This window comes from Sagittula sp. MA-2, assembly GCF_030126985.1.
Classification (GTDB): Bacteria; Pseudomonadota; Alphaproteobacteria; order Rhodobacterales; family Rhodobacteraceae; genus Sagittula.
Window position 1 is genome coordinate 1462138 of the sequence record NZ_CP126145.1, and the last position, 25016, is coordinate 1487153.

Below are 25016 nucleotides of genomic sequence, written 5' to 3' on the forward strand. Positions count from 1 at the left end.
CCGATGAAGGACATTATCCAGGAACTGCACGACCGCCGCGAGAACGCCCGTCTGGGCGGGGGACAGAAGCGGATCGACGCGCAGCACGCCAAGGGCAAGCTGACGGCGCGGGAACGGATCGAGCTGCTGCTCGACGAGGGGTCCTTCGAGGAATACGACACCTTCGTCGCCCACCGCTGCACCGACTTCGGCATGGAGCAGAATCGCCCCTACGGCGACGGTGTTGTGACCGGCTGGGGGACGATCAACGGCCGCATGGCCTATGTCTTCAGCCAGGACTTCACCGTGCTGGGCGGCTCGGTTTCCGCCACCCACGCGCAGAAGATCTGCAAGATCATGGACATGGCGATGCAGAACGGCGCGCCGGTCATCGGTCTGAACGACAGCGGCGGTGCGCGTATCCAAGAGGGCGTCGACGCGCTGGCGGGCTACGCCGACATCTTCCAGAAGAACATCGAGGCCTCGGGCGTGATCCCGCAGATCTCTGTCATCATGGGGCCATGTGCCGGCGGTGCCGTCTATTCGCCCGCGATGACCGACTTCATCTTCATGGTGAAGGACACCTCCTACATGTTCGTCACCGGCCCCGACGTGGTGAAGACCGTGACCAACGAAATCGTCACCGCCGAAGAACTCGGCGGCGCGTCCACCCACACGAAGAAGTCCTCGGTCGCCGACGGTGCCTTCGAGAACGACGTGGAGGCGCTGGCCGAGGTGCGCCGGCTTGTCGACTTCCTGCCGCTCAACAACCGCGAAAAGCCCCCGGTGCGCCCGTTCTTCGACGAGGTCGACCGGGTCGAGGCATCGCTCGACACGCTGATCCCCGACAACCCCAACATGCCCTACGACATGAAGGAGTTGATCAACAAGGTCGCGGACGAGGGCGATTTCTACGAGATCCAGCAGGACTTTGCGGGCAACATCATCACCGGTTTCATCCGCCTCGAAGGGCAGACCGTGGGTGTCGTCGCCAACCAGCCGATGGTGCTGGCCGGGGTTCTGGACATCGATTCGAGCCGCAAGGCCGCGCGTTTCGTGCGCTTCTGCGACTGTTTCGAGATCCCGATCCTGACCTTCGTGGACGTGCCGGGCTTCCTGCCGGGGACCGCGCAGGAATACAACGGCGTCATCAAGCACGGCGCGAAGCTTCTGTTCGCCTATGGCGAGGCCACCGTGCCGATGGTCACCGTCATCACGCGCAAGGCCTATGGCGGCGCCTATGACGTGATGGCGTCGAAGCATATGAAAGCTGACGTGAACTATGCCTGGCCCACGGCGCAGATCGCCGTGATGGGCGCGAAGGGCGCGGCAGAGATCATCCACCGCGCCGATCTGGGCGACCCGGAGAAGATCAAGGCCCACGCCGACGCCTACGAGGAGCGGTTCGCCAACCCCTTCATCGCGGCAGAGCGGGGCTTCATCGACGAGGTCATCCAGCCGCGCTCGACCCGGCGCCGCGTGGCCCGCGCCTTCGCGATGCTGCGCAACAAGCGGCAGTCGATGCCGTGGAAGAAACACGACAACATTCCGCTGTGAGCCGATGATGCAGGGGGAGGTCGCAATCCGCCGTCTGAAGGGCGGCTGGGTCGAACAACGGTCGGCCGAGGGCTATGTTCTGGCCCGCGAATGGCCGCCGCGACTGGATGTTTCCGCCATGTCAACCTTTCCGGATCTGAGCGCCTCGCGACTCGCCCGGCAAATTCGTCAGGACCTCTGGAGAGCCCTTAAAAATATGCGTGGATTCTCGCCCATCGTGCAAATTCACTTTACGTTACAGGGAATGACTGTTACCGCTGGAGGGCGCGTTTGCGGACGCGCGCCACGGGGAATCGCTTCGCAGATTCAAGCCCTTCTGGACAACCCCGCCAATCGTGAGCGGTGGATCACATGGGCCCGGAGGCGCACGCAATGAGCGCAATGAGACACCATGCCCCGGGTGCGCCCGGGGCAGCAGCGGCCCCGGCGGGAGGAGCGAGCGCGTCAAAGCGAACGTGCCGGGGCTGCCACATGATCACCCGGATTCCGCTGTTCGTATCGCTGATCTCGGCCCTTTCCGCGCCCGTCGCGGCAGGGGAGCCGGAGGTTGAGCGCGTTCTGCCGGTATCCGGCCTTTCCGTCGCCTTCTTCGACCTGATCGACGACACGCCGACATGGCGGATCCGGTTCACCGCGCCGGGCCTCGCGTCCGAGGACGTGGACTACGCATCGGTGTCCGACGACATGGCGTGGCTGTGCCAGGAAGAGGCGCTGCCGCGCCTCGAAGCTGTCGCTGCGTCACCCGAACACATCGTCGTCACGCTGATGCAGGAGCCGGTGGAATTCGGCGCCGCGATGCCCGGAATCCGCCAGTTTTTCGAAAGCTACACGGTCGAAGACGGCCTCTGCATCTGGGAGGTCTACTGATGACTCCACTATATCTAGCGCAAAACGCCCCATCTGGACGGGTTTATGCGTCTTCCGAGTCACAGGTGAAATCGCTTGCTCGGACCGCGTATCTTTTCCCCCGCAAGGCCGTTATTCTGACACGCGATTGCACCCAAGCAATCGACACCTCGAAAGGGGGGGCGGCAAAGTGCGGCTTCCCGTTCAATGACAGGAGCAAGAGATGTCCAAGAGCATCAAACTGCTTGCCATGCTTTCGGTTGTCGCCGGCCTCTCGGCTTGCGCACAGCAGGAAGAAGAAGAGTACGTCGTGGTCAACCCTGAGCCGATCAGCGTTGAGCCGGTGTACACGGGCAAGTACAAGTAAGAACCTATCGGGGCGGGTGGTAACCCCGCTCGTCCCGACATTTCTATCGAGCACGGCTGATCGGGCCCCGTCGAACGAGGGCCGGACATGCTGAAGCACCGCGGTTTTCCGGGCCGCCTGCCAGGCACGGACTTTCAGTTCACGATCCGTCGCGCCAATCCTAAGGGCGCGACGCCTATCGTCCGGCGCGACCGTTATCGCGACCGCCGCGCGCCAGACCGCAAGGCCGACTGGGTTTTCATGTCGGCGCTCTGGTATCACTTCGGCGACCAACCCTTCGAACGCGGCAACCTCGATGCCGGGCGTCTGTCGTGGCTGTTCGGCCGCGAGGTCCTGCCCTACGACGACCCCTTCGATCCGGAGTCCTACGAGGCCCGCCTGATCATCGACGAAACCGCCGCGCGCGCATCCTTCCCCGAGGCCTTCGACGACCAGGAGCCGTGGGAAAAATGACCGTGCGCGTGGTTTTGCCGATCTCCCGATTTTATGCGCGGCACAATGCCGACGGGAATCTGCAGGCCATTTCACACTTTGCCGCGAGCGCCGCTTCTGCCAGCCTGACGACAGGTCAAGGGTTCAGTCCGTACAAGGCTGTCCGTTCCGCCCTTGCCCGTTCCCCAAAGGGGCGGCCGCACTTGTCCCCAGTACGGTCGCCCCGCCCTTGGGAGCACTTCCAGGAATGGTCGGATCGTCAGGAGTGTGTGTCATGCCACGTCATGCGGAGAAACTTCTGGAAGTTTGCACCTCTTTGGGCGACTCTGACCGCAGAGCAGAAAAAACATAAGCCTGAGGCAGACAGATGCAGACCCTTCGTATATCTTTCGCCATATTGGCGATGTTCCTGCTTGCAAGTTGTGGCGACACGCTTGGAGAGCAGGCCGTCGTGGGCATGGGCGCCGGTGGCGCCGCAGCCATGGTCCTTGAAAAGGACGCCATCACGGGCGCGGCCGTCGGTGCCGCGGCCAACATCGCCTATTGCAGGACATATCCGTCGCGCTGCTGAAAACAGGACGATACGCGCGCGTGCCGGGGTTTTCGTCAAAAATTTTCTGAAAAATGACGAAGACCCGGGAACCTTGTGCCCCGCGCGTGCGTATGGTCGTACGAATAATCAACACTATCCGGCCTTTTCCAAGGAGGACATCCAATGCGCATTCTCACCCTCACCGCCGCTCTCGCTGCGACCCTCGGCCTTGCGGCCTGCGAAGGCACCGATCTGGAGCGCGGCGCTCTGGGGGCCGGTATCGGCGCGGCAACCGCGGCAGCGACCAACCGCAACGTGGCGGCAGGTGCAGCCATCGGCGGCGCAGCCGGTGTGGTCTGCGACGACGTCACACCGCAGCTCTGCAACTGATCGCAAGCTGACATCCGGCCTGCGCCTTCGCGGCGCATTCGGGCCGACAGTTACGGAAACACGCCGTCCGGGGCTTTGTCCCCGGGCGGCGTTTTCGTGTGCCCACATTCCCTGCCGAGGCGGGGCGACAGACGACACGCCCGGGGCGTGACGACAAGGAACACGCCCTCGGCGTGACGAACGAAGGGACGAGAGATGTTTGAAAAGATCCTGATCGCGAACCGGGGCGAAATCGCCTGCCGGGTCATCAAGACCGCGCGCAAGATGGGCATCAAGACGGTGGCCGTCTACTCCGACGCAGACAAGCACGCGCTGCACGTCGAGATGGCCGACGAGGCCGTGCACATCGGCCCGCCGCCCGCCAACCAGTCCTACATCGTGATCGACAAGATCATGGATGCCATCGCAAAGACCGGCGCGCAGGCGGTGCACCCGGGCTACGGTTTCCTGTCCGAGAACCCGAAATTCGCGCAGGCGCTCGAAAAGGCCTCCGTCGCGTTCATCGGCCCCCCGGTCAAGGCGATCGAGGCAATGGGCGACAAGATCACCTCGAAGAAGATCGCGCAGGAGGCGGGTGTCAGCACCGTGCCCGGCTACATGGGCCTGATCGAGGATGCCGACGAGGCGGTGAAGATCTCCAACGAGATCGGCTATCCGGTGATGATCAAGGCCTCAGCCGGCGGCGGCGGCAAGGGGATGCGGATCGCGTGGAACGACGCGGAGGCGCGCGAGGGCTTCCAGTCGTCGAAGAACGAGGCGGCCAGCAGTTTCGGCGACGACCGCATCTTCATCGAGAAGTTCGTCACCCAGCCGCGGCACATCGAGATCCAGGTCCTGTGCGATGCGCATGGCAACGGCATCTACCTGAACGAACGCGAATGCTCGATCCAGCGCCGCAACCAGAAGGTGGTCGAAGAGGCGCCGTCGCCCTTCCTTGACGAGGCCACCCGCAAGGCGATGGGTGAGCAGGCCGTCGCGCTGGCGAACGCGGTGGGCTACGCCTCCGCCGGGACGGTTGAATTCATCGTCGACGGCGAGAAGAACTTCTACTTCCTCGAGATGAACACCCGCCTGCAGGTGGAGCATCCGGTGACCGAACTGATCACCGGCGTCGACCTTGTCGAACAGATGATCCGCGTCGCCAACGGCGAGCCGCTGTCGATCACCCAGGACGACGTGAAGATCAACGGCTGGGCCATCGAGAACCGCCTCTATGCCGAGGACCCGTATCGCAACTTCCTGCCCTCCATCGGGCGTCTGACCCGCTATCGTCCGCCGGAAGAGGGTGAGCTGGGCGAGGGCATCGTGCGCAACGACACCGGCGTCTTCGAGGGCGGCGAGATCTCCATGTACTACGACCCGATGATCGCCAAGCTCTGCACCTGGGGGCCGACCCGCGAGGCGGCCATCGAGGTCATGCGCAACGCGCTCGATTCGTTCGAGGTGGAGGGGATCGGGCACAACCTGCCGTTCGTCGCCGCCGTGATGGATCACCCGAAGTTCATCTCGGGCGACATGACCACCGCCTTCATCGCCGAGGAGTATCCCGACGGCTTCGACGGCGTGACCCTCGACGAGGCGCAACTGAAGCGCGTGGCCGCCGCCGCCGCCGCGATGAACCGCGTGGCGGAGATCCGGCGAACCCGCGTGACCGGACGCCTCGGCAACCACGAACGCCGTGTCGGCGCCGAATGGAATGTGTCGCTGCAGGACACCTCCTTCGACGTGACCATCGACGCCGACCAGAAGGGCGCAACCATCGCCTTTGCCGAGGGCGGCACGATGCGGGTCGAGGGCGCCTGGACACCGGGCCAGAGCCTCGCCTGGATGACCGTGGACGGCGCGCCGCTGGTCCTGAAGGTCGACAAGATCACCCAGGGCTTCCGCCTGCGCACCCGCGGCGCCGACCTGAAGGTGCATGTCCGCAGCCCGCGCCAGGCCGAACTGGCCCGGCTGATGCCCGAGAAGCAGGCCCCCGATACTTCAAAGCTGCTGCTCTGCCCGATGCCCGGCCTGATCGTGAAGATCGACGTGGAGGAAGGGCAGGAAGTGCAGGAGGGTCAGGCGCTCTGCACCGTCGAGGCGATGAAGATGGAGAACATCCTGCGCGCCGAGAAGAAGGGCGTGGTGTCCAAGATCAACGCGGGCCCGGGCGACAGCCTGAGGGTCGACGACGTGATCATGGAATTCGAGTGAGACCATGGCGGCAGGCGGCAGGCAGGGGCAGAGAGGCAGGCGTCGGACGGGTGTCCGGCGGCCCTTTCCGCTGCGCCCGCCGGCTGCCGCCGCACCTCTCTGTGTGCGCACTGCTTTTGGACCCGTGACCTCCGGACAATTTCCGGTTTATTGTCGGCGCGGGACGGGAACGAGTGGGGACACGGGCGATGGTGCGACGCGTCGCGGCAATCTGGCTGATGCACAGCCTGGCCTTTCTGGCCGGGCTGATCGTGTCCGGCGTTGTCGCGGTGGGTCTCTGGGCGGTGGTGCCCGCGGCCGGGCCGACCTGGATGCTGTTCGGCATGGCGCTTTCGGTCTCCATCGTGGCGGTGGGCGCGGGCTACGGCCTTTACCTGACGCTGGTGGGGCTGCTCCTCGATGTGGATCTCGGCTGGGCGTACTACCTGCTGGGGCCGGTCATCGTGCTGGTGGTCATGGCGCTGGTGTTCCTCGGGGTCTACTGGCACATCCTGACCGTGGGGCAGGGCAGCCTTGCGGGCTACGTGGCGCTTTTCGTGATCGGCGGGGCGATCCTGACCCATCGCGCCACGGGCATCCGGCCCCTGACGGAGGCCGAGGAAGACGCCTGACCGGCACCTCCCGGCCCGGCGAAACGAAGTCTCAAGACCTTGCGCTTACCCTCCCGGCACGTACCGAACGGCCGGAGGCAGGACATGATGCGGATCGCAAACCACGTGGTGCTGCTGTTGTCGGCGCTGCTGGTGCTGTCGTCCTGCCTTCCCCTCGACAAGGAGGAGGAGGTCCGCGCCGAACTCTCCGGCCTTGTCTACCTGGCTCAGACCCGTCGCTTCACGTCGAAGCCCACCTGCACGGCGGCGATCTTCGACCTCGCGTCTTCCTCGGTGCGCAGTCAGGCGGTGCGGATCGTCTCGGACGTGCGCTCCGGGCTGCGGCTGGTGAAGTCGGGGCGCGTGGTGGCCTTCGACGTGCCGGGGGCCAACCCCAACACCGTGTCGGAGCAGTTGATGTCCATCAGCCTGGAGGAGGGCATGGGCCTTCTCTCCAGCTTCATCGGACCGTCGATGGCCTGCATGGACGACCAGTTCCAGCTCGATGCCTATTACGCGCTGATGTCGGAGAAGAGCCTGACGATCTACGACCCGGCGAACAACGCGATCATGCTCTTGCACCGCAGCGCGCGGCTGCTGTTCTTCATGCGCGGCAACGTCTGAGGGCGGCTCAGAAGCCCTTCAACTCGTCCTGCCGGAGCGGCAGCTTGTCGATGGAGCGGGAGATTTCCCTGACCGACCACGGCCCCGGCTTGCGGGTGACGATGGTGCCGTCCTTGGCCATCACCACCAGCATGAAGCCCCGCGGCCGCAGCGCCTTGCGGACGGAGGTCATCGCCTCTGGGTCGCTGTCGACGATGATCACCACGTCGCGTTCCTCCAGCGCCGAATACCGCTCTGTCAGCAGTTCGATCTGTTCCTGGAAGCGCGGATCGGCGGCATTGTCGGCAAAGACCACCACCGGACGCTTGATCCAGAGCCAGTCGGACAGGGATGTCTCGGCGGCGTCGAGGACGACCGGCCTCTCGGCTTCGGTCTCGACCTCGTTGTCTGCGGCCCACGCCTGTGTCGGGGGGGCGGCCCCCAGGCTAAGAACGGCGATCAGGCATAAAATCCAACGCATGTCAGCAGATATATGCTGCCCGACGCGGCCTGCACAGTGCACAAGCGCGGCAGCCCCCGAAAATTTTACCTTTAACGGCATCGTCACCGGGTGGCGGGCAAGGTCCGTCCCCGCAGGGTCCGCGCGCGCATCGGGTGCGTCCGGGCGCCTCGGGACCGTGACGGCCATGCAGATCATTCTCCATCTCGGCGCCCATCGTGCCGCCACCACCAGCTTCCAGACCTACCTGCGCGCCCACCGCGCCGACCTTGAGGAGCGCCAACTGGGGTTCTGGGGGCCATGGCGCACCCGCAAGGGGCTCCTGCATGGCGTGGCCGAGGCACCGGAAAGCCCGGAACAGGCGCGCCGCGCCACCGGACGCGTCCGCCTCGCCCTTGAAGGTGCGCGCAAGACCGGCATCGCGCGGCTTGTCGTCAGTGACGAGAACATGCTGGGCATGCCGCGCCGGTGCCTGCGGCAGGCCAGCCTCTATCCCGGCGCCGGAGAGCGGGTGGCCCGGCTGGCACAGGCCTTCGGCCAGGTCAACACGATCTGTATTCAGGTGCGCGCGCTGGATGCCTGGTGGGCCTCGCTCATCGGGCACGTCATCCCGCGCGGCGAAGCGGTGCCCTCCGATGACACGCTCGCCCGCATCGCCGCCAACCCGCGCAGCTGGCGCGAACTGGTCACCGAACTGGCCTGCGCCTGTCCGGAGGCAGAGATAGTCGTCACCCCGTTCGAGGCGTTCTGCGACCGCCCCGACCGCCTGCTAACGGTGATGAGCGGGCTGACCCACCTGCCCGTCGCCCGGCCGGGCGCATTCTGGCGCAACCGCCGCCTCGACCTGAGGGGCCTGCGCACGACACTTTCGGACCGGGGCGAAGATCCCGGCCACCTGCCGGAGGGAGAGGGCCGCTACATGCCCTTCACAGAAGGCCAGCGCGCCCGCCTGCGCGAAGCCAATGCCGACGATCTGTTCTGGCTCGAGGCCGGGGCGGACGGGCTCGCAACATTGAAAGCCGACCCGGACCCGGGCCGCCGCAGGCTGACCCTGGCGGCGGGTCTGAAAGAGAGAGGACACACACATGACGGATCTCCCCGACGACTGGCGCGCGATCGCTGAAAAGGAACTGCGCGGCAAGGCTGTCGACGACCTGACCTGGGACACGCTGGAGGGCATCCCGGTCAAGCCGCTCTACACCGCCGCGGACACCGATGGCCTGCCGCACATGGGCAGCCTGCCGGGGCAGGAGCCCTTCACCCGTGGCGTGAAGGCGACGATGTACGCGGGCCGTCCGTGGACGATCCGCCAGTACGCCGGTTTCTCCACCGCTGAGGAATCGAACAACTTCTACCGCAAGGCGCTGGCTGCCGGTCAGCAGGGCGTGTCGGTCGCCTTCGACCTCGCCACGCACCGCGGCTACGACAGCGACCACCCGCGCGTGGTGGGCGACGTGGGCAAGGCCGGTGTGGCCATCGACAGCGTCGAGGACATGAAGATCCTGTTCGACGGCATCCCGCTCGACAAGGTGTCCGTTTCGATGACGATGAACGGCGCGGTGATACCGGTGCTGGCGAATTTCATCGTCACCGGAGAGGAGCAGGGCCACGACAGGTCGGTGCTGTCCGGGACCATCCAGAACGACATCCTGAAGGAGTTCATGGTCCGCAACACGTATATCTATCCGCCCGCGCCCTCGATGCGGATCATCTCGGATATCATCGCGTATACATCGGATTACATGCCGAAGTTCAACTCGATCTCGATCTCCGGCTACCACATGCAGGAGGCGGGCGCGAACCTCGTCCAGGAGCTGGCCTTCACCCTCGCCGACGGCAAGGAATACGTGAAGACCGCCATGGAAGCCGGTATGGACATTGACAAATTCGCCGGTCGGCTGTCGTTCTTCTTCGCCATCGGCAAGAACTTCTTCATGGAGGTGGCTAAGCTGCGCGCCGCGCGGCTCCTGTGGCACCGCATCATGACGGAGCTCGGGGCGAAGAACCCCCGGTCGAAGATGCTGCGCACGCACTGCCAGACCTCCGGCGTGTCGCTGGCCGAGCAGGACCCCTATAACAACGTCATCCGCACCGCCTACGAGGCCATGTCGGCTGTGCTGGGCGGCACCCAGTCGCTGCACACCAACGCGCTGGACGAGGCGATTGCCCTGCCGACGGAATTCTCCGCCCGCATCGCGCGCAACACGCAGCTTGTGCTGCAGGAGGAAACCGGCGTCACCAAGGTCGTCGATCCGCTGGCGGGTTCCTACTACGTCGAGAGCCTGACCAACGAACTGGCCGAACGGGCCTGGGCGCTGATCGAGGAAGTGGACGAGATGGGCGGCATGACCCGCGCCGTCGAATCCGGGATGCCGAAGCTCCGGATCGAGGAAACCGCCGCGCGCCGTCAGGCCGACATCGACCGTGGCACCGATGTGATTGTCGGCGTCAACAAGTACCGGCTGGAGAAGGAGGACGATCTCGACATCCTCGACATCGACAACGCCAAGGTGCGCGAGAGCCAGGTCGCCCGGCTGGAGAAGATCCGCGCCACCCGCGACGAGCCAGCCTGCACCGCGGCCCTCGACGAACTGACCCGCCGCGCCAAAGAGGGCGGCAACCTGCTCGACGCGGCGGTCGAAGCGGCCCGCGCACGTGCCACCGTAGGAGAGATCAGCATGGCGATGGAAAAGGAATTCGGCCGGCACCGGGCAGAGGTGAAGACCCTCGCCGGTGTCTACGGCGCGGCTTACGAGGGCGACGAGGGCTTTGCCGCCATCCAGAAATCGGTGGAGCAGTTCGCCGAGGACGAAGGCCGCCGCCCGCGCATGCTGGTGGTGAAGATGGGGCAGGACGGCCATGACCGCGGTGCCAAGGTCATCGCCACCGCCTTTGCCGACATCGGCTTCGACGTGGACGTGGGCCCGCTGTTCCAGACCCCGGAAGAGGCCGCGCAGGACGCCATCGACAACGACGTGCACGTGGTGGGCATCTCCAGCCAGGCCGCCGGTCACAAGACGCTTGCGCCGCAACTGGTGAAGGCGCTGCAGGCCGAAGGGGCGGGCGACATCATCGTGATCTGCGGCGGCGTCATCCCGCACCAGGACTACGAGTTCCTGAAGAACGCAGGCGTCAAGGCGATCTTCGGCCCCGGCACAAACATCCCGGAAGCGGCGCAGGACATCTTGCGGCTGATCCGGCAGGCGCGGTCCGACGCGGCGGCCTGACACCCTTCGCGCGTCCCCGGTTCGGGGGCGCGCACCATCGCTTTGGAAGGCAACGCTACTCGTGCCGAACCCGGCGCTGCGCATCCCCGCAAGCAGCGGCGGGGCGCATCCTGCTGGATCGAGCGTCCGGCGCAGAACACGCGCGACGCATCATATCGGGCATCCCAAAATCCAGAATGACCTTAAACACAACGCCCAAGGCGCTATCAATGCGCCGTGTTCAGGGCGTTGTCGAGTTGGGCTATTGGGGAGAGGGGACGCGAAGGCCCCTCAATGGGGCCGTCGGTCCGAGAGAATGAAATGCTGGAGCTTGCGGAAACGAAGTTTGGCGCCCGGGCCATATTCAGGAACCGGAGTATCGGGGCCGCCCTTTTTCGGACGGCCCCGACTAGATGGGTTCAGGCCGCGGTGGCGCTGGCCTCACGCTCGGTCTCGTCCGGCGTGTCTGCCTTGCTGGTCGACATGCGCAGGGCGACAAAGCCGATGATGCCCGAGATGATCGACCCGCTCAGCACGCCGATGCGCACCTCGTTCATCAGGGCCGGGTCCGAGAAGCTCAGCGAACCGATGAAGAGCGACATGGTAAAGCCGATGCCCGCAAGGCAGGCGATGCCGTAGATCTGCGCCCAGTTCGCCCCGTGGGGCATCCGCGCCATTCCGGTCTTCACCATCAGGAAGGTCACGCCGAAGACGCCCACCTGCTTGCCGATGATCAGGCCAAGCGCGATGCCGAGCGGCAGCGGCGCCAGAACCTGGCTCATTTCCATGCCCGCCAGCACGACACCCGCGTTGGCGAAGGCGAAGACCGGGATGATGAAGTAGAGGACATAGGGCGACAGGCCGTGCTCGAGCGAGTGCAGGGGGGACTTGCCCCACTTGTCCTTGAGCGGGATGAAGAAGGCGGTGACGACACCCGCCAGCGTCGCGTGCACGCCGGACTTCAGCACCAGCACCCAGAGCACGAGGCCCAGCAGCAGGATCGGTGCCACGCGGTGGACGCGCTGACGGTTCAGGTACCACATCAGCGCCATGGGAAGCAGCGCCATCAGCAGGTAGGTCACCTTCAGCTCGGCGGTGTAGAACAGGGCGATGATGATGATCGCGCCCATGTCGTCGAGGATCGCCAGAGTCAGCAGGAAAACCTTGAGCGAGGCAGGCACCCGGTCTCCGACCAGTGCCAGAACGCCAAGGGCAAAGGCGATGTCGGTGGCCGCGGGGATCGCCCAGCCGCCGACCGTTTCGGGGTTGCCCAGGTTGAAGATCAGGTAGACCGCGGCGGGCAGGACCATGCCGCCCACGGCCGCCATGCCGGGCAGCACCACGTCGGACGGGTTCTTCAGCTTGCCTTCCAGCAGCTCGCGCTTCAGTTCGAGGCCGATCAGGAAGAAGAAGATCGCCATCAGACCGTCGTTGATCCACAGGATCAGCGGCTTTTCGAGGCCCTCGCCATTGATCGTCACGCTGAAATAGCTGCCCAGCACCTTTTCGTAAAAGATGTCGAGGCCGGAGTTGGCCACGATCATGGCCAGGACCGCTGAAAGTATGAGGAGGATGCCCCCCGAAGCTTCGTGACTGAAAAACTTGTCCAGAGCGCGCAGCAGCATCCGATGGTTCCCTCATGTAAAGATTATATATTCAGTCATATTTGGGACGCATGGCCCAGCTTTCAACGCAACAGGGGTCGATTTTCCGCTTTGCAGCATGGATTTGCGCGTCTATCGTGCTGCGACTGCACGGAAATCCCGCCCATGGTGAAGCTGACCCTCGATCATATCGCCGTCCTGGGCGAGACCCTCGCCGAAGCCATCGCGCATGTCGAAGGCGCGCTGGGACTGCCCATGTCCTCGGGCGGCGCGCATCCGCGTTTCGGCACGCACAACCAGCTCGTGGGCCTCGATCCCGACCTTTACATCGAGGCGATTGCCATCGATCCCTCCGCCTCCGCCCCGCCGGATGCGCGCTGGTTCGGGCTCGACGGTTTCGAGGGCGAGGCGCGGCTGGACAAGTGGGTCTGCGCCGTGCCGGACATCGAGGCGGCCATCGCGGCGCTGCCCATGGCCGGGCGGGCCGTGTCGCTCAGCCGGGGCAAACTGTCATGGACCATGGCGGTGCCCGAAGACGGGCTCCTGCCGTTCGACGGGCTGTTCCCGGCGCTGATCCAGTGGCACTCGACGGTGCCGCCGGGGCGCTCTCTGCCCGCCTCCGGCGCGGCGCTGACCGAACTGACCGTCACCCATCCCGACGCCGCCGCCCTGAGCGATCTTCTCGCCCCCTATCTCGACGCACCGCAGGTCCGATTCGTGGAGGGGCCGACAAACTTGGCGGCCACGATCCGACACGCGGACACGGAAATCATCCTGGCATGATCCTGCGCACCGCAGAGCCGCGCGATGCGGCGGCCATCGCGGCGATCTGGAACGAGATCATCGACCACACCGCCATCACCTTCACCACCGAACGCAAGACGCCCGAGGGCATCGTCACCGACATCGCGTCGCGCGGCCCGGCTTTCATCGTGGCCGAAGACGACGGGGGCCTTGCGGGCTTTGCCACCTATTTCCCGTTCCGCGGCGGCCCCGGATACGCGCACACAAAGGAACACTCCATCCAGCTGGCAGAGCACGCGCGCGGCGCGGGCCTTGGCCGCCTGCTGATGGCAGAGCTTGAACGCGTGGCCCGCGCGGAGGGCGTGCACAGCCTCTGGGCCGGTGTCTCAGGCGAGAATCCCGGCGGCGTCGCCTTTCACGCCGCCATCGGATTTATCCCCATCGCGACCCTGCCTCAGGTGGGCTTCAAGTTCGGGCGCTGGATGGATCTCGTGCTGATGCAGAAAATTCTGTAATTCCTGCCCTGACAGTTTCGCTGCATCGCGGTAAAATGCCCGCATGTCGATCTGGTCCCGCATAACCCAGGCGCTTGCTGCGCTCACCTCCGGCGAAACGCTTGGCGCGCTCTTCGACCGTCTGCGCACGCCGCCGGAACGCTCCGTGGCGTTCACCATCGCCGTGATCGCGCTGTCTGCGAAGATGGCCAAGGCCGACGGGCTGGTCACAAGGGACGAGGTCACCGCCTTCCGCGAGGTGTTTCACATCCCCGCGGAGGAAGAGGGCAACGCCGCGCGTGTCTTCAACCTGGCCCGGCAGGACGTTGCCGGGTTCGAGGAATACGCCCGCCGCATCTCCACCATGTTCGGCGAGAACCGCGAGGCGCTTTGCGACCTGATGGAAGGGCTGTTCCACATCGCCATGGCGGACGGCCAGTATCACCCGGCAGAGGACGCCTTCCTGACCCGCGTGTCCGAGATATTCGGCATGTCGGAAAATCGTTTCCGTTCGATGCGCGGCCGTCTGGTGCCCGACGCTGTGCCCGATCCCTACGACGTGCTGGGCGTTACACCGGACATGGACCTGCCGGAGATCCGCAAGCACTGGCGGCAACTGGTGCGCGACAGCCATCCTGACGTGATGATCGCGCGCGGCGTGCCGGAAGAGGCGGTGAAGATTGCCGAAAAGCGGATGGCCGCGATCAACCGCGCGTGGGAGGAAATCTCCGCCCGCGAAGCCGCCTGACGCCCACCTTGCGGTTCGCCACATACAACGTCGAATGGTTCGACTCGCTGTTCGACGACACGGGGCGGCTTTTGGCCGATGAAGGCTGGTCCGGGCGGCGCGACGTGACCCGCCGCGCGCAGGCAGAGGCCCTGGGCACCGTTTTCAGGGCGCTCGACGCCGACGCGGTCATGGTGATCGAGGCGCCCGACACCGGCAGCCGCCGCTCCACCACCCGGGCGCTCACCTCCTTTGTGCAGGCCTTCGGGCTGCGCACCTCCGCCACGATCACCGGCTTCGCCAACGACACGCAGCAGGAAATCGCGCTGCTCTACGATCCGGCGCGGCTGACCGCCCGGCACGAACCGATGGCCACGACCGGCGCGCCGCGGTTCGACACCGAATTCCGGATCGACCTCGACATCGACGCCTTTCCCGACCCGGTCCGCTTCTCCAAACCGCCGCTTGAGCTGACTGTCACCACCGCCTCCGGCCAGGCGCTGCACCTGATCGGGGCGCATCTGAAGTCCAAGGCACCCCACGGTGCGCGCAACCGCGACGATGTCATGCGGCTGGCCATCGCCAACCGGCGCAAGCAATTGGCGCAGGCGATCTGGCTGCGCGCCCGCATCGATGCCCTCCTGTCCGAAGGCCAAAGCGTGATCCTGCTGGGCGACCTGAACGACGGTCCCGGCCTCGACGAGTTCGAGAGCCTGTTTGGACGCAGCTCCGTCGAGATCGTGATGGGGCAGGGCGACACGGCCCTTCACGATCCCCACGCAACAGAGGCCCTGGCAAGCCGCATCAGCGCGCAACCGGCCACCTCGCGTTTCTTCATCGAGCCGGAGAACCGCTATCTTCAGGCGCTGCTCGACTACGTGATGGTGTCGCCGGACCTGATGGCACGGCAGCCGGAATGGCGGATCTGGCATCCCTTCGACAATCCCCGCTGCTGGCGCGACCCGGAGCTGCGCGAAGCGTTGTTGACCGCCTCCGATCACTTCCCGGTCACGCTCGACCTGGAAATCTGAGGGCGCGGCCCTTCCCGGACTGCGCCCGTCGACCTATCTTCACGGTATGAAACAGATCGCCGCACCGCTGCTCGCCCTGTCGCTCCTCGCCGCGCCCGTCGCCGCGCAGGAGGAAGACAACGGCGGCTTCAACCTTATGGAAGAGGGCGCACGGCTGTTCTTCCGTGGCCTGATGGGCGAGATGGAACCGGCGCTTCAGGAACTCGAGGACCTCGCCCGCGAGATGCGCCCGCAGATGAAGGCCTTCATGACGGAGATGGGCCCGGCCCTGCGCGATCTCCTGGAAGAGGTCGAGGACTGGTCGGTCTACGAGCCGCCCGAGATCCTGCCCAACGGTGACATCATCATCCGGCGCAAGACCCAGCCGGAAGACGAGGAACCGCTGCCGGACAACGGCGAAATAGAGCTGTGATGTCAGGGCTTTGCCCGCCGGACAACTCTGGCGCGCTGACCCTGTGATGCCCTGCGTGATGCAGCAGGCCGCAAGTGCCTCAGCCTGACACGACCTCGAACTCTTGCGCGCCCATGGCCTGCGCCAGAGACTTGAACCGGGCGCGCGCGACCTCTCCGTAAAGGTCGATCATGTCCGGCTCCAGCCGCAGCACCAGCCGCTTGCCGTCCCAGTCGAAGCGTGCGTGACCGGCAGAAGACTCCAGCGTCCAGAGCATCGCGCCAAAGCGCATCGCCTTGCCCAGCACCTCCGCCTCGCGCCGGTGCGCCTCGTCCAGAAGGTTGTAGAGGTCTTCGAACCGGGTGCCTTCGCGCTTGTTCTTGTAGCGGTGCAGAAGCGACAGCCCGAGGTACACCCGCTCCCAGTGCTTCAGCCCGCCAAGGTTCGCGCGCGTGGCGTTGTCGAAACAGGTCTCCGCCCGGTAGTCGGGATGCGCACGCCAGCTCACGTCGTGCAGCAGGCAGGCGGCGTGGATCAGGCGCCGGCGCCCCTCCGACGCATCGGGAAACAGCGGCAGGACGAAATCGTAAAGCTGCCGGCCGAACCCGGGCAGGCGCGCGTCCTTGGCTTCGGCAAACCGGCAGGCCTCGATCAGCGGATCGCGGTCGCGCAGCACATGCGGCATCTGTTCGTACAGCAGGCCCTCGCGGATGCCATAGCTGGAAATCGCGATGTCGGAGGGCTGGAAGCTGGCCACGATCTGCTGCAGCACCTCAGCCGCGAACGGCACCAGCGCCATGCGAGTCGACGACACGCCCGCCGCCTTGCGCAGCACCTCGTGGTCCGGCTGCGCCTCGATGAAGGCCACGGTTTCCGCCACGGTCGAAGCGTCCATCCGGTATTCGTGCAGCACACGCAGCGGATACTCGCGGCGCAGCATGTCGATGCGCGCGATGGCCCGCCAGCTTCCGCCCACCAGGAACAGCCGGTCGCGCTGCGTGCCCATGTAGTCGGTCAGCGCGTCGATCTCCTTGCGGATGTGCTTGTCGCGCGCCTTCTTTCCGCCGTCGAGGTCCTTCAGTTTCAGCGGCCCCAGCGCCGAGGTCATGCGGCGCCCGACGCGGCCCCCGCCGATCTCGGCCAGTTCCATCGACGATCCGCCGATGTCGCAGACAAGGCCGTAGGACCCGGGCCAGCCCAGCAGCACACCCTGCGCCGAGAGCCGCGCCTCTTCCGCGCCGTCGATCACGTGCACCGTCAGCCCGGTTTCGTCCTCGATCTGGCGGCGGAAGGCCGGTCCGTCCTCCGCATCGCGCATGGCGGCAGTGGCGACAACGGTCAGGCCCGACAGCCGCATCCCTTCCGCCATGAGGCGAAAGCGCTTCATCGCCTCCAGCGCACGCACGCGCCCTTCGGGGCTCAGGTGCCCGGAGGTGTCCATGCCGTCGCCCAGACCGCACAGGATCTTTTCGTTGAAGTAGTAGGCCGGGCTGCGCGCCGCGCCGTCGAACACCACCATCCGGACAGAGTTCGACCCGATGTCCACCACGCCCACGCGGCTCAGCGCCCGCGCTTCGGGTCCGTCGAACAGAGGATGGCCGAACGGATCCCAGTGACCGTGGCTCTCTTCGGTTTCATCCATAAAACGCGCTCCCACGGTCCGTCTTGGGCGGAGTCCTAGGGGCAGGGGGAGGGGGGGTCAAGAAAGGACCGCCCTCTCCGTCACTTGGCGCGGGATCAGCGGAACAATGACAACAGCAGGGACGGGGCCTGGTTGGCGATGGAGAGGGAGGTCACCGCAAGCTGTTGCTGCACCTGGAGTGCCTGAAGTTGCGCCGCAGTTTCCTCCATGTCGGCGTCGACCAGCGTGCCGATTCCCGATTTCAGGGCGTTGGACAGGCCCTTCACGAAATCCGCCTGGCTTTCCAGCCGGCCCCCGGCGCTGCCGAAGGAGGCCGCGGCATCGATGGCCGTGTCCAGCAGCCTGTCGATATCCGCCAGCGCCGCATCTGCCCCCTTTTGCGAGGTCACGTCCATGTACATCAGCGACGACAAGCCGCCGCCGATGGTGCTGGACGCATCCGCCGCGTATTGGTCCACCCGGACCGAGAAGGTGTCGCCGACCGTCCCGGCGCCGGTGAAGGTGATGGTGTTGCCGCTGACCTCCGCACCGATGCCGCCGGTGGCAGTCGCGCCAAGGTCGGCCTCCACGTAGCGGTTGAACTGCGCGGAGAGCGCGCGGGCCACGTCGGCCATGGTGTCGCCGTCGCGCGCCACGTAGTTGATCTCGTTCCCGGAGGCGGTGTCGGAGGGCGCGCCACCCGCCGAGCCACTGACCCAGATCGAGAAGCCAGTTCCGGCGGCAACCGACTGCGACGCCGAGGTGCCGAAGGTCGTGACGCCCGTCGGTGCGGTGGCGGCGCCCGTCAGCGCGCTTGCCGTGGCATCGCCGAAGCCGGTGGTGTCGTTGGCGCCCGCGGCCAGCGAGGTCAGCCCGGTTCCGATGCTCGACAGGGTCAGCCCGAGGTCCTGCTTGCCCACGCGAATGTCGGAGGCGCGCACGCCGGATGACGACCGGTCCAGCGACGCCAGCACGTTGATGCCGCCGCTGCCCGCGTTCATGGACCGGTTGGACAAGAGGTTCAGCCCGTTGAACTGCGCCGCGCCGACAACCGCCCCGATCTGGTCGCGCAGCGCCGCGATATCGGCCTGTATCTTGGCACGGTCGACGTTCTCTTCCTGCGCGGCGACGATCTTCTCCTTCATGCGGGTCAGGAGGTCGGTCACCGACTCGGCCCCCTTGCGGGCGACCGCGACGCTCGACATGCCGAGGTTCAGGCTGTCCGAAATGCGCGAAAAGCCCGCGACGTCGGATTCCATCGTCTTGGCGATGGCCCAGACGGCGGCGTTGTCGCGCGCGTTGCCGACCCGCAACCCGGTCGAGACCTTGCGCCGTGTCTGCGACAACTGCTCGTTGATCGACTTCAATGTCTGCAGGGCGATCATTGCGCCCCGGTTCGTCAGAATGCTGGACATGGCACTCACCCAAATCTCGAAACCAAACGCCGCTTTCCGGCGCCATCTTCTGATGTTGCGAGCCAAAGGTCCGAGGCCGCGCCACCCGGGGAGAGTGCAGGCCCACAGTACCGCGCGCATGTTAACACCGCGCTAGGACTGCTTGCGGAATCCTTCGAACTCTCCTCAAAAAATCGTGCCCCGCAAACAGGTTGCGGGGCATGATCTTGGTTCGGAAGCCGCGCGTCAGGAGACGCGCGCGCCTGTCATCAGCGGAAGAGCGACAGCAGCGACTGCGGCGCCTGGTTGGCGATGGACATGGCCTGGATCGACAGCTGCTGCTGGACCTGGAGGGCCTGCAGGCGGGCGGAGGTTTCTTCCATGTCCGCATCCACCAGCGTACCGATGCCGGACTTCAGCGCGTCGGTCAGGCCGGAGACGAAGTCCGACTGCGTCTCGATCCGCATCTGCGCGGATCCGAAGGCGGCGGCGGAGTCGATCGCGATGTCGATCAGCCCGTCGATCGCCGTAAGTGCCGCATCGGCACCGGTCTGCGTCGTCACGTTCACGTCCGCCAGTGCAGACAGACGGCCACCGATGGTGGTGGTGGCGCTCGGATCGTACTGGTTGACGGTCATCGAGAAGTTGTCGCCGGTGTTGTCGTGGCCGGTAAAGACGATCTCGTTGCCGTTCTGGACGGTGGCGTTGACGGTGGACCCGGCACCGAGGTCGTTGGTCGCGTAGGAGTTGAACGAAGCGGCAAGGCCCGCCACGACATCCGCCATCGTGTCGCCGTCACGGGCAACGTAGGAAATGTCGTTGCGGCCGGACGTGGCGGCAAGGCCGTTGCCCGCCGTGCCGGTGATGGTGATCGAGAACCCGGTGCCCGCCGCAACGGAGTCGGTCGACGCCGTGCCGAAGGTCGTGGTGCCGGTCGGCGCAGTGGCCGCGCCGGTCATGACATAGGCCGCCGCGTCGCCGTCGCCGGTGATATCGTTGTTCGCGCCGGTCAGTGCGGTCAGCGACGCACCGATGGACGAGGAGCCGGTGCCGAGGTCCTGCTTGGCCACGCGGATGTCGGTGGAGGACACCGTGCCGTCACCGGAGCGGTCGATGGAGGCCAGCACGTTGATGCCGCCGGAATTGGCCGTCTGCTCGGTGTTCTCCAGCAGGTACTGACCGTTGAACTGCGATGCACCGACAACGGCGGCGATCTGGTCGCGCAGGGCGTTGATGTCGGTCTGGATCTTGTTGCGGTCGACGTTCTCTTCCTGGGAGGCGACGATCTTCTCTTTCACCTGCGTCAGAAGCTCGGTGACGGTTTCTGCCCCCTTGCGGGCGACGTCGATGGTGGCCTGGCCGAGGCTCAGGCTGTCGGAAATGCGCTTGAAGCCGGCAACGTCGGATTCCATCGCCTTGGAGATTGCCCAGACGGCGGAGTTGTCCTTGGCCGTGGCCACCCGCTTGCCGGTGGAGATCATGCCCTGGGTTTCGGTCAGCGACCGGTTGACCATCTTGAGGGTCTGCAGAGCGGTCATCGCGCCGGTGTTGGTAAGAATGCTCGACATATCGAGTGCGCCTTTCATATTGGCATGGCGTGTTTACGCCGGTTGTGCCAGCCGTTCGGCCGACTTCGGGAAAAGCGTCTTCTGACGATTGCAGGCGGCTCAGGGGCGTTCACGTGCCCGGGGCCCTGCCTTTCAAACCACCCGCATTCCGGGCGGATTCTCCCCGCGGCCCGATGCGGGCCGGGGAAAGCGCCCCGGGGGAAGGGCCCCTCCCTGCGGTCTTTCACCGAGGGAAGGGCGCGCCCCGGGGCGCTTCGTTCCGTTAGCGGAAGAGACCCAGCAGCGACTGCGGTGCGCTGTTGGCGATGCTCATGGCCTGGATGCCAAGCTGCTGCTGGACCTGCAGGGCCTGAAGCCGAGCCGAGGTTTCTTCCATGTCCGCGTCGACCAGCGTGCCGATGCCGCTCTTGAGCGCGTCGGTCAGGCCGGACACGAAGTCCTTCTGCGACTCGATGCGCATCTCGGCGGAACCGAAGGCGGCGGCGGAGTCGATTGCGGTGTCGATCAGCGCGTCGATCCCGGCCAGCGCCGCGTCCACACCGGTCTGGGTGGTGACGTCGATGTCGGCGAGGCCCGACAGCCTTCCACCGATGGTGGTGGAGGCATCGGCGGCGTACTGGTTGATGGTCAGCGAGAAGTTGTCGCCGGTGCCGTCATGGCCGGTAAAGACGATCTCGTTGCCGTTCTGCACGCTGGCGTTGACCGTCGTGTCGGTGCCCAGATCATTGGCAGCGTAGGTGTTGAACGACTGCGCGAGACCCGCCACGACATCCGCCATCGTGTCGCCGTCACGGGCGACGTAGGAGATGTCGTTGCGGTCGGTGGTCGCCGCAAGGCCGTTGCCCGCCACGCCCGAGATGGCGATGGAGAACGCGGTGCCCGCCGCCACGGAGTCGGTCGAGGCGGTGCCGAAGGTCGTGGTGCCGGTCGGTGCCGTCGCCGCACCGGTCATGACATAGGCGGCGCCGTCACCGTCGCCGGTGATGCTGTTGTTCGCGCCGGTCATCGCGGTCAGCGACGCACCGATGGACGAGGAGCCGGTGCCGAGATCCTGCTTCAGGACGCGGATGTCCGAAGAGGTCACGCCGTCGAAAGACCGGTCGATGGACGCCAGCACGTTGATGCCGCCGGAGTTCGCCGTCTGGTCGGTGTTGGTCAGCATGTACTGACCGTTGAACTGCGCCGCGCCGACAACGGCGGCCACCTGGTCGCGCAGGGCGTTGATGTCCGTCTGGATCTTGTCGCGGTCGACGTTCTCTTCCTGCGCCGCGACGACCTTTTCCTTCACCTGGGTCAGGAGGTCGGTGACCGTCTCGGCACCCTGGCGGGCGACGGAGATCGTGGCCAGGCCGAGGCTGAGGGAGTCGGAGACCTTCTTGAAGCCCGCGACATCGGATTCCATCGCCTTGGAGATGGCCCAGACGGCAGCGTTGTCCTTCGCGGAGTTCACCTTCTTGCCGGTGGAAATCTGCGTCTGGACGGCACCCATCTGCCGGTTGATGCCTTTCAGAGTCTGCAACGCGGCAATTGCCCCGTTGTTCGTGAGAATACTCGACATGAGTCTCGCCTTTCGGTTCGTGGCGCGTTTGGCGCCGGGATTTGCCGGTGTCCTTCTCCGGCATCAGAACCGTCTTCTGACGCTACGGACCGCATCCTCACGACACGTCCGCGCCACTCAGGTCGAGTGCAGGGGCAACATGCGCCCCGCCGATTAATCTCCATTTAACGATTTGCGGCCCCCGAAGGGTCATTTCAGGGCAGGGATGTGGCGCGCTGCCCAAGTGCTGACACAGCGATGAATCCGGGATTCACCATGTCCGCCCAAGCCGTTGATACGAAGTTGATTTTCCCAGCCTGTCCAATGCTAAGCGTCCAACCTCATGACACGGGCTGCACCGGGTCTTGAGTCGTCAACCCGGCGCTCGATCCGCCGTCTGACACCGCCCCCGGCACCGGGCCGGAGGCGCGTTTCGTTAACACAGTTGAACCTTCAGTCCTCGGTGTGCGTCAGTTGCGGCACGTCCTTCGCCCCGGCTGAACCGCGGCCCGAAAGCGAGGGGTTCTCCATGAAGAACCGGTGGCAGTTGAACGCGAACTCCCCCTCCGGCACGGCATGGCGGGCAAAGCGGCCCGACGGCTCCATCACCCAGCTCTGCGCCGTGTCCGCAAGGTTCGCCGCCATGATCTGGCTGACGATCTGCGCCTTCACCGTGGCGTTGCGGATCTCCACCCCGGTCTCGATCCGGCGGTTCAGGTTGCGCCCCATCCAGTCGGCCGACGAGATGAACACCCGGCTCTTGCCGTGCGGCAGGCCGTGGCCGTTGCCGAAACAGGCGATCCGCGAATGTTCGAGGAAGCGGCCCACGATGGATTTCACCCGGATGTTCTCGCTGAGGCCCTTCACGCCGGGACGCAGCCCGCAGATGCCGCGGATCACGCAGTCGACCTTCACGCCGCCCTGGCTCGCGCGGTAGAGCGCGTCGATCATGTCCGGCTCGATCAGCGAGTTCATCTTGAGCCAGATCGCCGCCGGACGGCCCGCCGCCGCGTGCTCGATCTCTTTCTCGATCAGGTCGAGCATCCCCGGTTTCAGCGTGTGCGGCGAGATCAGCAGGTTCTCCAGCCCCTCGGGCATCGCGTAGCCGGAGAGGTAGTTGAACAGCTTCGCCGCATCGCGCCCCAAAGCCGCATCGCAGGTGAAGAACGACAGGTCGGTGTAGATCTTCGCGGTAATCGGGTGGTAGTTGCCTGTGCCCCAGTGCGTGTAGGTCACCAGCTTGTCGCCCTCGCGGCGCACCACCTGGCTGATCTTGGCGTGGGTCTTCCATTCGAGGAAGCCATAGACCACATGCGCGCCGGACCGCTCCAGCCGCCGCGACTGGCGGATGTTGGCGGCCTCGTCGAAGCGCGCCTTCAGTTCGACCAGCGCCGTCACCGACTTGCCGTCCTCCGCTGCTTCGCAGAGCGCGGCCACGATGGGCGAGTTCTTCGACGTCCGGTAGAGCGTCTGCTTGATCGCCACCACGTCGGGGTCGAGCGCGGCCTGGTTGAGGAAGCGCACCACCATGTCGAAGGTCTCGTAGGGGTGGTGCAGCAGCATGTCCTTCTGCTTGATCGCGTCGAACATGTTGCCGTCGAAGTCCTGCACCCGCTCCGGCACGCGCGGGGTGAAGGTGGGCCACAGCAGGTCGGGGCGGGAATCGAGCACCAGTTCCTTGGTGTCGGCCACGCCCAGCATCCCGTTCAGCTCGATCACCTCGTCGGGGGCGACGTGCAGCTCTCGCATGACGATGCCGCGCAGGGCCTTCGGCGCACCGGCGCTGACCGTCAGGCGCACCACCTCGCCGCGGCGGCGCCGCTTCAGCGCGACCTCGAACTCGCGCACCAGATCCTCGGCCTCTTCCTCCACTTCGAGGTCGCTGTCGCGCAGCACGCGGAAACCGAAGTGATCCTTCACCTTGTACTGCGGGAACAGCGAATCGATGTGCAGCAGCACCACGTCCTCGAGGTAGATCACCCGGTGGTGGCCCGGCTCCGAAGGCAGGGTCATGAACCGGTCGATCTGCGCCGGGATCGGCAGCAGCGCCTGCAACGGTCGCTTGTCGCGGTTCCGTTCAAGCTGCAGCGCAAGGCAGTAGCCCATGTTGGCGATGAACGGGAAGGGGTGCGCGGGGTCGATGGCCAGCGGCGAAAGCACTGGGAACACCTGTTCGAGGAACGCGGTGCCGAGGTGCTTCACATCCGCCTCGGTCAGGTCGTCGCGCCCTACGATGTGGATGTTCTCCTCCGCCATCTGCCCCTGCAGCACACCCAGCACGCGCTGCTGTTCGGCCATCAGGTTGCGGGCGTCCTCGTCGATCAGGACAAGCTGCTCGGCCGGGGTCAGCCCGTCGGCGGCGGGCGTGGTGTTGCCGTTGTGCGCAAGCTCGCGCAGACCGGCGACGCGCACGGTGTAGAACTCGTCGAGGTTCGCGGCCGAGATCGACAGGAAGCGCAGCCGCTCCAGCAGGGGGACGCGCGGGTTCTCGGCCTCTTCCAGCACACGCCAGTTGAAGCCGAGCCAGCTCAGCTCCCGGTTCACGTAACGCCCCGGCCCCTGCAGGTCGAGCTCGGGCAGGTCGGTGGCGGGCGGCAGCGGGGATTTGAGAAAGTCGGCAATGGTCATGACGGGCTTATGCCTCTGGTTCTGCAACGGATTGATGACAGTGGCGCAGAGATCCCCGGCGCCTGTTGTCCACAGTCTTGCCCGCGCGCAGCCGTGGCCGCAAGCCGCTGCAAACACCC

Annotated in this window: 23 protein-coding genes; 16 read left to right on the forward strand and 7 right to left on the reverse strand. The window is 65.7% G+C overall.

The features are described from left to right. The first annotated feature begins 3 nt into the window (after positions 1-3). The 9 genes from QNI11_RS07350 to QNI11_RS07390 all read left to right on the forward strand — a co-directional run bounded on the left by QNI11_RS07350 (position 4) and on the right by QNI11_RS07390 (position 7513). Entirely contained in the window at positions 4-1536 is a 1533-nt protein-coding gene (locus QNI11_RS07350) for an acyl-CoA carboxylase subunit beta (protein WP_283982915.1), read from the forward strand. Positions 1537-2007: 471 nt separating this feature from the next. Further along, on the forward strand, positions 2008-2403 hold the full coding sequence (locus tag QNI11_RS07355) for a DUF6497 family protein (RefSeq protein WP_283982916.1): 396 nt from the start codon (positions 2008-2010) through the stop codon (positions 2401-2403). Between the two features lie 202 nt (positions 2404-2605). Beyond that, positions 2606-2749: a hypothetical protein gene (locus tag QNI11_RS07360; protein ID WP_005856236.1), complete on the forward strand. Its 144-nt coding sequence runs from the start codon at positions 2606-2608 to the stop codon at positions 2747-2749. A gap of 87 nt (positions 2750-2836) precedes the next feature. After that, positions 2837-3202: a hypothetical protein gene (locus QNI11_RS07365; protein ID WP_100927154.1), complete on the forward strand. Its 366-nt coding sequence runs from the start codon at positions 2837-2839 to the stop codon at positions 3200-3202. A 346-nt stretch (positions 3203-3548) separates the two neighbouring features. Next, positions 3549-3752: a hypothetical protein gene (locus QNI11_RS07370; protein ID WP_100927153.1), complete on the forward strand. Its 204-nt coding sequence runs from the start codon at positions 3549-3551 to the stop codon at positions 3750-3752. 144 nt (positions 3753-3896) lie between these two features. Further along, positions 3897-4103 carry a hypothetical protein gene (locus tag QNI11_RS07375; protein WP_005856230.1) on the forward strand — a complete coding sequence of 69 codons (207 nt, stop codon included), beginning with the start codon at positions 3897-3899 and terminating at the stop codon, positions 4101-4103. Between the two features lie 195 nt (positions 4104-4298). Continuing rightward, positions 4299-6299 carry an acetyl/propionyl/methylcrotonyl-CoA carboxylase subunit alpha gene (locus tag QNI11_RS07380; RefSeq protein WP_283982917.1) on the forward strand — a complete coding sequence of 667 codons (2001 nt, stop codon included), beginning with the start codon at positions 4299-4301 and terminating at the stop codon, positions 6297-6299. 188 nt (positions 6300-6487) lie between these two features. Further along, a complete protein-coding gene (locus QNI11_RS07385; protein WP_283982918.1) occupies positions 6488-6910 on the forward strand; it encodes a hypothetical protein in 423 nt (140 codons plus the stop codon). Between the two features lie 84 nt (positions 6911-6994). Further along, the gene (locus QNI11_RS07390; protein WP_283982919.1) at positions 6995-7513 is read left to right on the forward strand and encodes a hypothetical protein; all 519 of its coding nucleotides are present in this window, start codon (positions 6995-6997) and stop codon (positions 7511-7513) included. A gap of 7 nt (positions 7514-7520) precedes the next feature. On the opposite strand, the gene QNI11_RS07395 is transcribed toward QNI11_RS07390, so the two are convergent. Continuing rightward, positions 7521-7973 carry a DUF4174 domain-containing protein gene (locus QNI11_RS07395; RefSeq protein ID WP_283982920.1) on the reverse strand — a complete coding sequence of 151 codons (453 nt, stop codon included), beginning with the start codon at positions 7971-7973 and terminating at the stop codon, positions 7521-7523. Between the two features lie 166 nt (positions 7974-8139). On the opposite strand from QNI11_RS07395, the gene QNI11_RS07400 reads away from it, so the two are divergent. Both QNI11_RS07400 and scpA read left to right on the forward strand, forming a co-directional pair. Further along, on the forward strand, positions 8140-9075 hold the full coding sequence (locus QNI11_RS07400) for a hypothetical protein (RefSeq protein WP_100927148.1): 936 nt from the start codon (positions 8140-8142) through the stop codon (positions 9073-9075). Then, positions 9038-11179 (forward strand): methylmalonyl-CoA mutase, encoded by a 2142-nt coding sequence (gene scpA, locus QNI11_RS07405; protein ID WP_283982921.1) that lies wholly within the window; start codon positions 9038-9040, stop codon positions 11177-11179. The genes QNI11_RS07400 and scpA overlap by 38 nt, the downstream gene beginning before the upstream one ends. 398 nt (positions 11180-11577) lie before the next feature. On the opposite strand, the gene nhaA is transcribed toward scpA, so the two are convergent. Beyond that, a complete protein-coding gene (gene nhaA, locus QNI11_RS07410) occupies positions 11578-12783 on the reverse strand; it encodes a Na+/H+ antiporter NhaA (RefSeq protein ID WP_100927146.1) in 1206 nt (401 codons plus the stop codon). 144 nt (positions 12784-12927) lie between these two features. On the opposite strand from nhaA, the gene QNI11_RS07415 reads away from it, so the two are divergent. The 5 genes from QNI11_RS07415 to QNI11_RS07435 are packed head-to-tail and all read left to right on the forward strand — an operon-like array spanning position 12928 to position 16170. After that, positions 12928-13545, forward strand: coding sequence for a VOC family protein (locus QNI11_RS07415; RefSeq protein WP_283982922.1), 618 nt, complete (start codon positions 12928-12930; stop codon positions 13543-13545). Next, complete coding sequence (locus QNI11_RS07420; protein ID WP_283982923.1) at positions 13542-14021, forward strand: GNAT family N-acetyltransferase; 480 nt, start codon at positions 13542-13544, stop codon at positions 14019-14021. Before QNI11_RS07415 ends, QNI11_RS07420 begins: the two co-directional genes overlap by 4 nt. Before the next feature lie 43 nt (positions 14022-14064). Next, positions 14065-14748 carry a TerB family tellurite resistance protein gene (locus tag QNI11_RS07425; protein WP_283982924.1) on the forward strand — a complete coding sequence of 228 codons (684 nt, stop codon included), beginning with the start codon at positions 14065-14067 and terminating at the stop codon, positions 14746-14748. Between the two features lie 8 nt (positions 14749-14756). Next, the gene (locus QNI11_RS07430) at positions 14757-15758 is read left to right on the forward strand and encodes an endonuclease/exonuclease/phosphatase family protein (RefSeq protein ID WP_283982925.1); all 1002 of its coding nucleotides are present in this window, start codon (positions 14757-14759) and stop codon (positions 15756-15758) included. Between the two features lie 46 nt (positions 15759-15804). After that, positions 15805-16170, forward strand: a complete 366-nt coding sequence (locus QNI11_RS07435) for a hypothetical protein (RefSeq protein ID WP_283982926.1) — start codon at positions 15805-15807, stop codon at positions 16168-16170. Between the two features lie 79 nt (positions 16171-16249). Here the strand turns inward: QNI11_RS07435 and QNI11_RS07440 are convergent, their stop codons facing one another. The 5 genes from QNI11_RS07440 to QNI11_RS07460 form a co-directional block, all read right to left on the reverse strand. Further along, a complete protein-coding gene (locus QNI11_RS07440) occupies positions 16250-17791 on the reverse strand; it encodes a Ppx/GppA family phosphatase (protein ID WP_283982927.1) in 1542 nt (513 codons plus the stop codon). Positions 17792-17886: 95 nt separating this feature from the next. Beyond that, entirely contained in the window at positions 17887-19185 is a 1299-nt protein-coding gene (locus QNI11_RS07445; RefSeq protein WP_283982928.1) for a flagellin, read from the reverse strand. Between the two features lie 248 nt (positions 19186-19433). Then, a complete protein-coding gene (locus QNI11_RS07450) occupies positions 19434-20732 on the reverse strand; it encodes a flagellin (protein WP_198521801.1) in 1299 nt (432 codons plus the stop codon). Between the two features lie 262 nt (positions 20733-20994). Further along, complete coding sequence (locus tag QNI11_RS07455; protein WP_100927137.1) at positions 20995-22290, reverse strand: flagellin; 1296 nt, start codon at positions 22288-22290, stop codon at positions 20995-20997. A 432-nt stretch (positions 22291-22722) separates the two neighbouring features. Beyond that, positions 22723-24897 (reverse strand): RNA degradosome polyphosphate kinase, encoded by a 2175-nt coding sequence (locus QNI11_RS07460; protein WP_100927136.1) that lies wholly within the window; start codon positions 24895-24897, stop codon positions 22723-22725. Positions 24898-25016: the final 119 nt, after the last annotated feature.

Bases quoted from the DNA above. Each gene is read 5' to 3' on its own strand.
- QNI11_RS07390 (WP_283982919.1), top strand. From the start codon at position 6,995: ATGATGCGGATCGCAAACCACGTGGTGCTGCTGTTGTCGGCGCTGCTG.
- QNI11_RS07450 (WP_198521801.1), bottom strand. From the start codon at position 20,732: ATGTCGAGCATTCTTACCAACACCGGCGCGATGACCGCTCTGCAGACC.
- QNI11_RS07440 (WP_283982927.1), bottom strand. From the start codon at position 17,791: ATGGATGAAACCGAAGAGAGCCACGGTCACTGGGATCCGTTCGGCCAT.
- QNI11_RS07445 (WP_283982928.1), bottom strand. From the start codon at position 19,185: ATGTCCAGCATTCTGACGAACCGGGGCGCAATGATCGCCCTGCAGACA.
- scpA (WP_283982921.1), top strand. From the start codon at position 9,038: ATGACGGATCTCCCCGACGACTGGCGCGCGATCGCTGAAAAGGAACTG.
- QNI11_RS07375 (WP_005856230.1), top strand. From the start codon at position 3,897: ATGCGCATTCTCACCCTCACCGCCGCTCTCGCTGCGACCCTCGGCCTT.
- QNI11_RS07460 (WP_100927136.1), bottom strand. From the start codon at position 24,897: ATGACCATTGCCGACTTTCTCAAATCCCCGCTGCCGCCCGCCACCGAC.
- QNI11_RS07420 (WP_283982923.1), top strand. From the start codon at position 13,542: ATGATCCTGCGCACCGCAGAGCCGCGCGATGCGGCGGCCATCGCGGCG.
- QNI11_RS07395 (WP_283982920.1), bottom strand. From the start codon at position 7,973: ATGCGTTGGATTTTATGCCTGATCGCCGTTCTTAGCCTGGGGGCCGCC.
- QNI11_RS07400 (WP_100927148.1), top strand. From the start codon at position 8,140: ATGCAGATCATTCTCCATCTCGGCGCCCATCGTGCCGCCACCACCAGC.
- QNI11_RS07370 (WP_100927153.1), top strand. From the start codon at position 3,549: ATGCAGACCCTTCGTATATCTTTCGCCATATTGGCGATGTTCCTGCTT.
- QNI11_RS07435 (WP_283982926.1), top strand. From the start codon at position 15,805: ATGAAACAGATCGCCGCACCGCTGCTCGCCCTGTCGCTCCTCGCCGCG.
- QNI11_RS07350 (WP_283982915.1), top strand. From the start codon at position 4: ATGAAGGACATTATCCAGGAACTGCACGACCGCCGCGAGAACGCCCGT.
- QNI11_RS07385 (WP_283982918.1), top strand. From the start codon at position 6,488: ATGGTGCGACGCGTCGCGGCAATCTGGCTGATGCACAGCCTGGCCTTT.
- nhaA (WP_100927146.1), bottom strand. From the start codon at position 12,783: ATGCTGCTGCGCGCTCTGGACAAGTTTTTCAGTCACGAAGCTTCGGGG.
- QNI11_RS07365 (WP_100927154.1), top strand. From the start codon at position 2,837: ATGCTGAAGCACCGCGGTTTTCCGGGCCGCCTGCCAGGCACGGACTTT.
- QNI11_RS07455 (WP_100927137.1), bottom strand. From the start codon at position 22,290: ATGTCGAGTATTCTCACGAACAACGGGGCAATTGCCGCGTTGCAGACT.
- QNI11_RS07415 (WP_283982922.1), top strand. From the start codon at position 12,928: ATGGTGAAGCTGACCCTCGATCATATCGCCGTCCTGGGCGAGACCCTC.
- QNI11_RS07360 (WP_005856236.1), top strand. From the start codon at position 2,606: ATGTCCAAGAGCATCAAACTGCTTGCCATGCTTTCGGTTGTCGCCGGC.
- QNI11_RS07425 (WP_283982924.1), top strand. From the start codon at position 14,065: ATGTCGATCTGGTCCCGCATAACCCAGGCGCTTGCTGCGCTCACCTCC.
- QNI11_RS07380 (WP_283982917.1), top strand. From the start codon at position 4,299: ATGTTTGAAAAGATCCTGATCGCGAACCGGGGCGAAATCGCCTGCCGG.
- QNI11_RS07355 (WP_283982916.1), top strand. From the start codon at position 2,008: ATGATCACCCGGATTCCGCTGTTCGTATCGCTGATCTCGGCCCTTTCC.